The organism is Shewanella sp. SG44-6, from assembly GCF_014164185.1.
GTDB lineage: Bacteria > Pseudomonadota > Gammaproteobacteria > Enterobacterales > Shewanellaceae > Shewanella > Shewanella vesiculosa.
The window spans coordinates 1-7502 of the sequence record NZ_JACJER010000177.1; the positions used below are offsets into that span (position 1 = coordinate 1).

Below are 7502 nucleotides of genomic sequence, written 5' to 3' on the forward strand. Positions count from 1 at the left end.
CAATTTTGTAGCAAGTTGTCGGTAAGCTTCAATTTAATGCTTTCTTTATGAGCGAAGCTTAAATTTTTTTACTCATTTTGTATCAATACTAGACTTATCACACACCATCCTGATATATAGCTATGAGGCTTTTACAGTGTTCAGTATATTCGCTGTTCACAAGGTAATGCTTAACTTTAATGAGGGAGTGCTATCCCTGAAAACGGAATGATTGAAGTGTGTTAATTGAGCGTGTTGAATTGATCGTACATCAATGAGTAAAACAGCAGGGTGTTTTCAGTAATAGCATTGATATTATCAATGATGTTGTCAGTATTAAAACGTATGTTTTATATCACCACATGCAGTGGGTGATAACTGTTCAGATATGATTAACATTTTGATGTTTCCCTTTCTAAAGATAAGTAAAACCTTGATCATAAAAAGCTATAAATATAATAATCATAGGTTAAGTAATGAATCAAAAAACATCACTATTCGCTCGTATCGCTCACGGTAGCCTTGTGCTTCAAATTATCAGCGGGATCATTTTGGGTGTGGTCCTGGCAAGTATTTCTACAACTGGTGCCAACAATGTGGCTTTTTTAGGCTCACTCTTTGTGGGAGCTTTAAAGGCGATTGCGCCAATACTGGTTTTTGTTTTGGTGGCATCATCTATTGCTAATCAAAAGAAAAATAGCCAAACCAATATGCGTCCGATTATTGGGCTATATCTTCTGGGAACCTTTGCTGCAGCATTAACCGCAGTGTTATTTAGTTTTGCGTTTCCAACCACTTTACTATTAACCGCCGGAATTGAAGGCTCAAATCCTCCTCAAGGCATTAGTGAAGTTATCAATACCTTATTATTTAAAATTGTCGATAATCCAGTTAATGCATTATTAACCGGTAATTATATTGGCATTTTGGTGTGGGGGGCAGGCTTAGGGATAACTATGCATCATGCCAGTGACAGTACTAAGAGAATGCTTTCTGATGTCAGTGATGCAGTGTCGAATATTGTCCGCTTTGTTATCCGTTTAGCACCTATCGGTATTTTCGGCTTAGTGGCTGCTACCTTTGCCGAAACAGGTTTTGAAGCCATAGCGGGCTATGGTCAATTACTGATGGTGTTAGTGGGATCGATGCTATTTATTGCTTTGGTGGTTAACCCTATTATTGTGTATGTCAAAATTAAACGTAATCCTTATCCATTAGTGTTTAAGTGTTTACGTGAAAGTGGGGTTACGGCATTTTTTACTCGTTCTAGTGCAGCCAATATCCCGGTAAACATGGCTTTATGTGAAGAACTTAAATTGCATAAAGACACCTATTCAGTGTCTATTCCTCTTGGTGCAACCATCAATATGGGCGGTGCAGCGATTACTATTACGGTATTAACTTTAGCTGCTGCAAATACATTGGGAATTCAAGTCGATTTTATGACGGCACTGTTATTGAGTGTTATTGCTTCTGTTTCAGCTTGTGGTGCATCAGGTGTTGCCGGTGGGTCGCTATTGTTGATTCCATTAGCATGTAGCTTATTTGGTATTTCTAATGATGTTGCGATGCAAGTGGTGGCTGTTGGCTTTATCATTGGAGTGATCCAAGACTCTGCTGAAACAGCATTGAATAGCTCTACGGATGTGATATTTACCGCTGCAGCATGTGAAGCCGCTGAAGCGAAAGAAGCTGCTCAAGCTAGTTAATGTTATGACACTGATTAAAAAATGCTGACGTCACCGCGTCAGCATTTTTTTTCGTCTAATCTGGCTTCACTTATATTATTAAAATGGATGTTGACTAAAAAAAGTCATTTCAGCTTGGCTGTAAGGGTGAGTAATTGTCAGTGACTGTGCATGCAAGTTTAAACGTTTACTGGCATTGATCGTTGCTGCATCACCATAAAATTCATCGCCTAAAATAGCATGACCAAGGGATAACATATGCACCCTAAGTTGATGAGTGCGACCCGTATGCGGCTTAAGTTCCATCAAGGTTGAGTGTGGTCTATGTTCAAGTACTTGGAAGTAGGTTAACGCAGCTTTGCCTGTGCTGGTGAGCATTTGAAATGGCGGCGAATCAGGATTTGGGCCGATAGCAAAGTTTACTTTCCCCTGCTGTTCATCGACGTGGCCAGTGACTTCTGCAATATACACTTTTTTGGCTTGGCGATTTTGAAATTGAATTTTTAAATGTGATTCGGCTTTTTTGGTTCGCGCAAAAATCATAATACCCGAGGTGTCGCAATCTAAACGATGGATCAAAATGGCTTCAGGATGGCATAGTTGCAAGCGGGTTATTGCGGTATCAAATGTGTCTAGCGAGCGTCCTGGGTTTGATAATAACCCAGAAGGTTTATTAATCACGATAATATCACGGTCTTTATAGCGAATGTCCAACCAAGGAATAGATGGCGGCTTATATGTAAAGATGTGCATGATAAGGTGTTCTCTTTGATTGAGTCTGATTCAGGTAAGATGTGTGGCACTGATGCTTATGAGTACTCAGCCATGCGCACTTATGGCGCGAATAATAACAAAATTTTGCCAATAACAAAAAAATCAATTATCCAATTGATATAGAGATGTTTGGCTAAAGGTTGTTTACCAAGTCGCTAACCACAAGCGCAACGACATGCCCCAACTGCTGGTTACGCCTGAGGTGACAAAGCGAATATTGTTATTCGTATCGATGATATAAATCGCGGGTAGAGCCATTGCGCCCCATTGTTGGCTTAATGATATTGCCTGAGGTTGGTTTTGTTGATTGATCACCTCAAAACGATAATCATGCTGCTGCATAAAGGTTGTTATTTCAGCATCGGTACCTGATGCAACTGCAATAGAAACCACTTGATAATCTTGATCTGAATTGACCGAGTTAACCATAGGCGAGGTGACTTGGCATATCGGGCACCAAGTACCCCAAAAATATACCAACGTAGGTTTATTGCTGATACTCAAAGAGTTGGATTGCTGTTCCATCTCAATAGATGTTGAGGTAAACAGTGATATGGGTTTATTAGTTATCGAGTGTGCTTCAATTGGGACAGCAGCACCTTTGCGCATATCTCGTTGCAAATAACTGGCAATAAAAAATAATGCTATTCCAATGAGTGTGATATCACGAAGGCTTGTAAGCCAAAATCGCTTGGATTTGAGGGTAGATTTTAGGTTGATTACCCATGATGGCATACTTAATTCACTCCTGTTATTACTCTCTATAATGGTAAATATTCAGCAGGCGTTTTACGACTATACAATCTGCTATAGGCCATCAATTGCGGATAAAAGGTTCTAAATGCAATTTCGATGTCAACATAAATTTTATCAATATCTTTAATGGCATGGTCAAACAATTCAGGTTTTGATAATCGCTTACTAACCCCTTTAATCGCCTGGTTTAACCCTGGCCTTGTTTGATAACTACTTAACCAATCCTGCTCAATAATTTGTGGCGCTATTGCTTGTAATGTCGAAGGGAGTTCAAGTGTCGTATTGAGCTGATGGTAGGCTTTTTGACAAAACTCATCTAGTGGCTGGTGATGGTACTCTTCCCAATAAAAGGCTAAATAATGATCAAATACTAGGTCAATCAATATGGGGGCTACCCGACGTGAGGTTTTAGGGAATAACTTGAGCAAATCGATAATAATTTCATGACTGTCAGTAATTTGGTCTATTTGACGGTGTAGCCATATTCCTTGCTGCAGATGCTTCGGATGTTGGCTAATGTTACCTTTGGCGAAATCTCCCGACAAATTAGCTACTAGGTGAGTATTGCTGATGTCGGCTAAATGTAAGTGAGCTAGAAAGTTCATAAATGGTACTTCTAATTTTATTATTTTACAGTATGATACAAGCCGTTTGTAACGAACTGTTACAATTAGGCTAGAGTGTGAACTTAATCATAACGATTTATATAAAAATGTCATTGAGTATTGGACATCATTATTGTTGTGACATGCTCAAATATAACAGCCGTTAAAGGGTATATGATTAATCTTAAGGGTCAAGGATGATGAAGAGTTTGATAAAAAAGTTATTAGGTAGGCCTACAGTACCTAAGAGAAATAAAGTACACATAGATATGCGCTACGAAGAACATTCATATAAGTCGAATCAACCATTTAATGACGCTAAGCCCAATTCGATTGATATAGATGATATTGCTACAGAGGTTATTAAACAAAAACCGCCAAAAAAGTAATCAGTAAACTTGATCTTAACCGGCGCTCGCCATAGACTAGCGGCCGTTTTTACTGTTGAGATTATACCATGCGCGTTGCAGATTTTTCGTTCGAACTTCCAGATGAGCTGATTGCTCGCTATCCGACAGCACAACGCAATGCTTCGCGTTTACTCACGCTAAGTGGCGAAAACGGTCAGCTTGCCGACAAACAATTCACCGATTTACTCAATTTGATCAATCCTGGTGATTTGATGGTGTTTAATAACACTCGAGTTATTCCAGCGCGATTATTCGGGCAAAAATCTACGGGTGGGAAGCTTGAAATTCTCGTAGAACGTATGCTTGACGACAAACGTATTTTGGCCCACGTTCGCAGTTCTAAATCCCCTAAAGTTGATACTCTTATCGACTTAGATGGCGGATATCAAATGAAAATGTTGGCCCGTCATGATGCCTTGTTCGAACTTGAGCTTCTGTCTGATAAAAGTGTATTAGCAGTGCTTGAAGATGTCGGCCATATGCCTCTGCCTCCTTATATCGACCGTCCAGATGAAGACGCTGATAAAGAGCGTTATCAAACGGTATATAACCAAACGCCAGGTGCTGTGGCTGCGCCAACGGCAGGTTTACACTTTGACGATGCCATGTTGGCTGAATTAAAAGCTAAAGGTGTCAATATTGCTTTTGTGACCTTGCATGTAGGTGCAGGTACGTTTCAACCGGTTCGAGTTGATAATATTCTTGAGCACAAAATGCATTCAGAGTGGGCTAATGTTTGCCAAGATGTCGTTGATCTCATCGCGCAAACCAAAGCCAATGGTCATCGTGTGATTGCCGTCGGAACAACGTCTGTTCGTTCGCTTGAAAGTGCAGCCAGAGCCAGTAGCGATGGCCCATTACAAGCCTTCTGTGGTGATACAGATATTTTTATTTATCCCGGTTTTCAATTTAAAATCGTTGATGCCATGGTGACCAATTTTCATTTGCCTGAGTCGACATTGATCATGCTATTAAGTGCTTTTGCTGGTTTTGATGAAGTGATGAACGCTTATCAACATGCTATTACGCAGAAATATCGCTTTTTTAGCTATGGTGATGCCATGTTTGTGACGAAAAAAGCCCCCTAAGCAACGAATTTGATTTAAAATACTCGCCCACAATAGTGGGCGTTTTTTTGATTTAATGTCTCAGTAACCTTGAAGCATTAAGATTTGCCCTCATTACTATGAAACTAAACGAGTCAGACTGTTTATCTGGCAAGGTGATTTATGAAATTTGAATTAGATACAACAGATGGTCGAGCACGTCGCGGACGTCTTATTTTTGATCGTGGTACCGTAGAAACGCCAGCATTTATGCCAGTGGGAACATACGGTACCGTAAAAGGGATGACGCCGGAAGAAGTGCGCGCGACGGGTGCCGATATTTTATTGGGTAACACCTTCCATTTATGGCTGCGTCCAGGTGAAGAAATCATGCGTAAGCATGGTGACTTGCACGATTTTATGAATTGGCAGCGTCCAATTCTAACGGACTCAGGCGGATTCCAAGTGTTCAGCTTAGGTGACATCCGTAAAATAACCGAAGAAGGTGTGCATTTTCGTTCACCGATTAACGGTGAAAAGATTTTCTTAGACCCAGAAAAATCAATGCAAATTCAGGATTCTTTGGGTTCTGACGTGGTGATGATTTTTGATGAATGTACTCCATATCCAGCAACTCATGACGAAGCGCGTAAATCGATGCAAATGTCATTGCGTTGGGCAAAACGCTCGCGAGATGAGTTTGACCGCTTAGAAAATCCAAACTCTTTGTTTGGTATTATTCAAGGTGGAGTATTTGAAGACTTACGTGACGAGAGTATAAAGGGTCTCTTAGATATTGGTTTTGATGGCTATGCCGTTGGTGGTTTAGCCGTGGGCGAGCCTAAAGCTGACATGCACCGCATTTTAGAGCATGTTTGTCCGCAGATCCCTGCTGACAAACCTCGCTACTTGATGGGCGTAGGTAAACCTGAAGACTTAGTTGAGGGCGTGCGTCGCGGTGTGGATATGTTCGACTGTGTTATGCCAACGCGTAATGCCCGTAATGGTCATTTATTTACTAGTGAAGGTGTGATTAAAATCCGCAATGCGCGTCATCGCGATGATACATCAACATTAGATCCTAAGTGTGATTGTTACACCTGTAAAAACTATTCACGTGCATATTTATACCATTTAGATCGTTGTAATGAAATTTTAGGTGCGCGTTTAAACACCATCCATAATTTACGATATTATCAAATGTTGATGGAAGGTTTGCGTGGCGCAATTGAGACAGGTACATTAGACACCTTTGTTAAGGAGTTCTACACCAGTTTCGGTCGTGAAGTACCTGAATTAACCGTTTAATTTTAGCTAATAAGAAGAGAGAACTATGTTTATTTCAAATGCATATGCAAACCCAATCAGTGGCGCTGCCGGTGGCGAAACCATGCAGTTAATTTTCATGCTAGTCATGTTTGGATTAATTTTTTACTTCATGATTTTCCGTCCGCAGTCAAAGCGTGTTAAAGAACACAAAAACTTAATGGCCTCTATTTCAAAAGGTGATGAAGTATTAACCAGTGGTGGCATTCTAGGCAAAGTAACCAAAATCGGTGAAGAAAGTGATTATGTGTTATTAGCTATTAACGATAACAACCAAATCACGATCAAAAAGGATTATATTGCAGCGGTATTGCCTAAAGGTTCTATCCAGTCGTTATAAAGCCAAGAGGGCTATGGTGTGTTAAATAAATACCCAATGTGGAAAAATATCATGGTGATGCTCATCATCGCCATTGGTAGTTTTTATGCAATACCAAATTTGTTTGGTGAAGATCATGCAGTACAGATCGTCGCAACCCGCGGCGCTGAAGTCACTGCATCGACTCAAACGACTGTGGTTGATTTATTAGAGAGTCAGGGTATTGCGGTAAAGCGTGCCGAGCTTGAAAATGGTCAGTTATTAGTTCGTGTGCAAAATCCTGAGCAGCAGCTGTTGGCAAAAGAGTCTATTGCTGAACTGCTTGGCCAGAAATATACCGTTGCATTGAACTTAGCACCGGCAACCCCAAAATGGCTTGAAGCTGTTGGTGGTTCGCCGATGAAATTAGGTTTAGATTTGCGTGGCGGTGTTCACTTCTTAATGGAAGTGGATATGGGCGAAGCAATCCGTAAAATGGAAGAAGCTAAAATAGCTGATTTCAGAAGCCAACTTCGTGAAGAGAAAATTCGTTACGCAGGTATTCGTAAAACCCCAAAAGGGATTGCGATTAAGTTTCGTGACGCTGCAACTGTTGACCA

General features: G+C 40.6%; 7 protein-coding genes and 1 pseudogene. 5 read left to right on the forward strand and 3 right to left on the reverse strand.

The window, feature by feature from the left end; translation table 11 throughout:
- The first annotated feature begins 455 nt into the window (after positions 1–455).
- A complete protein-coding gene (gene sstT, locus H5185_RS20250; protein ID WP_182698087.1) occupies positions 456–1688 on the forward strand; it encodes a serine/threonine transporter SstT in 1233 nt (410 codons plus the stop codon).
- A gap of 78 nt (positions 1689–1766) precedes the next feature.
- On the opposite strand, the gene H5185_RS20255 is transcribed toward sstT, so the two are convergent.
- The 3 genes from H5185_RS20255 to H5185_RS20265 all read right to left on the reverse strand — a co-directional run bounded on the left by H5185_RS20255 (position 1767) and on the right by H5185_RS20265 (position 3802).
- Positions 1767–2420: an RluA family pseudouridine synthase gene (locus H5185_RS20255; protein WP_182743001.1), complete on the reverse strand. Its 654-nt coding sequence runs from the start codon at positions 2418–2420 to the stop codon at positions 1767–1769.
- Positions 2421–2585: 165 nt separating this feature from the next.
- Entirely contained in the window at positions 2586–3176 is a 591-nt protein-coding gene (locus H5185_RS20260) for a protein disulfide oxidoreductase (protein ID WP_182743002.1), read from the reverse strand.
- Positions 3177–3202: 26 nt separating this feature from the next.
- Positions 3203–3802 (reverse strand): ACP phosphodiesterase, encoded by a 600-nt coding sequence (locus H5185_RS20265; protein ID WP_124016293.1) that lies wholly within the window; start codon positions 3800–3802, stop codon positions 3203–3205.
- A gap of 457 nt (positions 3803–4259) precedes the next feature.
- On the opposite strand from H5185_RS20265, the gene queA reads away from it, so the two are divergent.
- The 4 genes and pseudogenes from queA to secD form a co-directional block, all read left to right on the forward strand.
- A complete protein-coding gene (queA, locus tag H5185_RS20270; RefSeq protein WP_182743003.1) occupies positions 4260–5300 on the forward strand; it encodes a tRNA preQ1(34) S-adenosylmethionine ribosyltransferase-isomerase QueA in 1041 nt (346 codons plus the stop codon).
- A gap of 141 nt (positions 5301–5441) precedes the next feature.
- Positions 5442–6566: a tRNA guanosine(34) transglycosylase Tgt gene (tgt, locus tag H5185_RS20275; protein ID WP_124016295.1), complete on the forward strand. Its 1125-nt coding sequence runs from the start codon at positions 5442–5444 to the stop codon at positions 6564–6566.
- Positions 6567–6591: 25 nt separating this feature from the next.
- Entirely contained in the window at positions 6592–6924 is a 333-nt protein-coding gene (yajC, locus tag H5185_RS20280) for a preprotein translocase subunit YajC (protein WP_124016296.1), read from the forward strand.
- 18 nt (positions 6925–6942) lie between these two features.
- A pseudogene (gene secD, locus H5185_RS20285) lies at positions 6943–7502 on the forward strand (protein translocase subunit SecD); the annotation flags it as partial.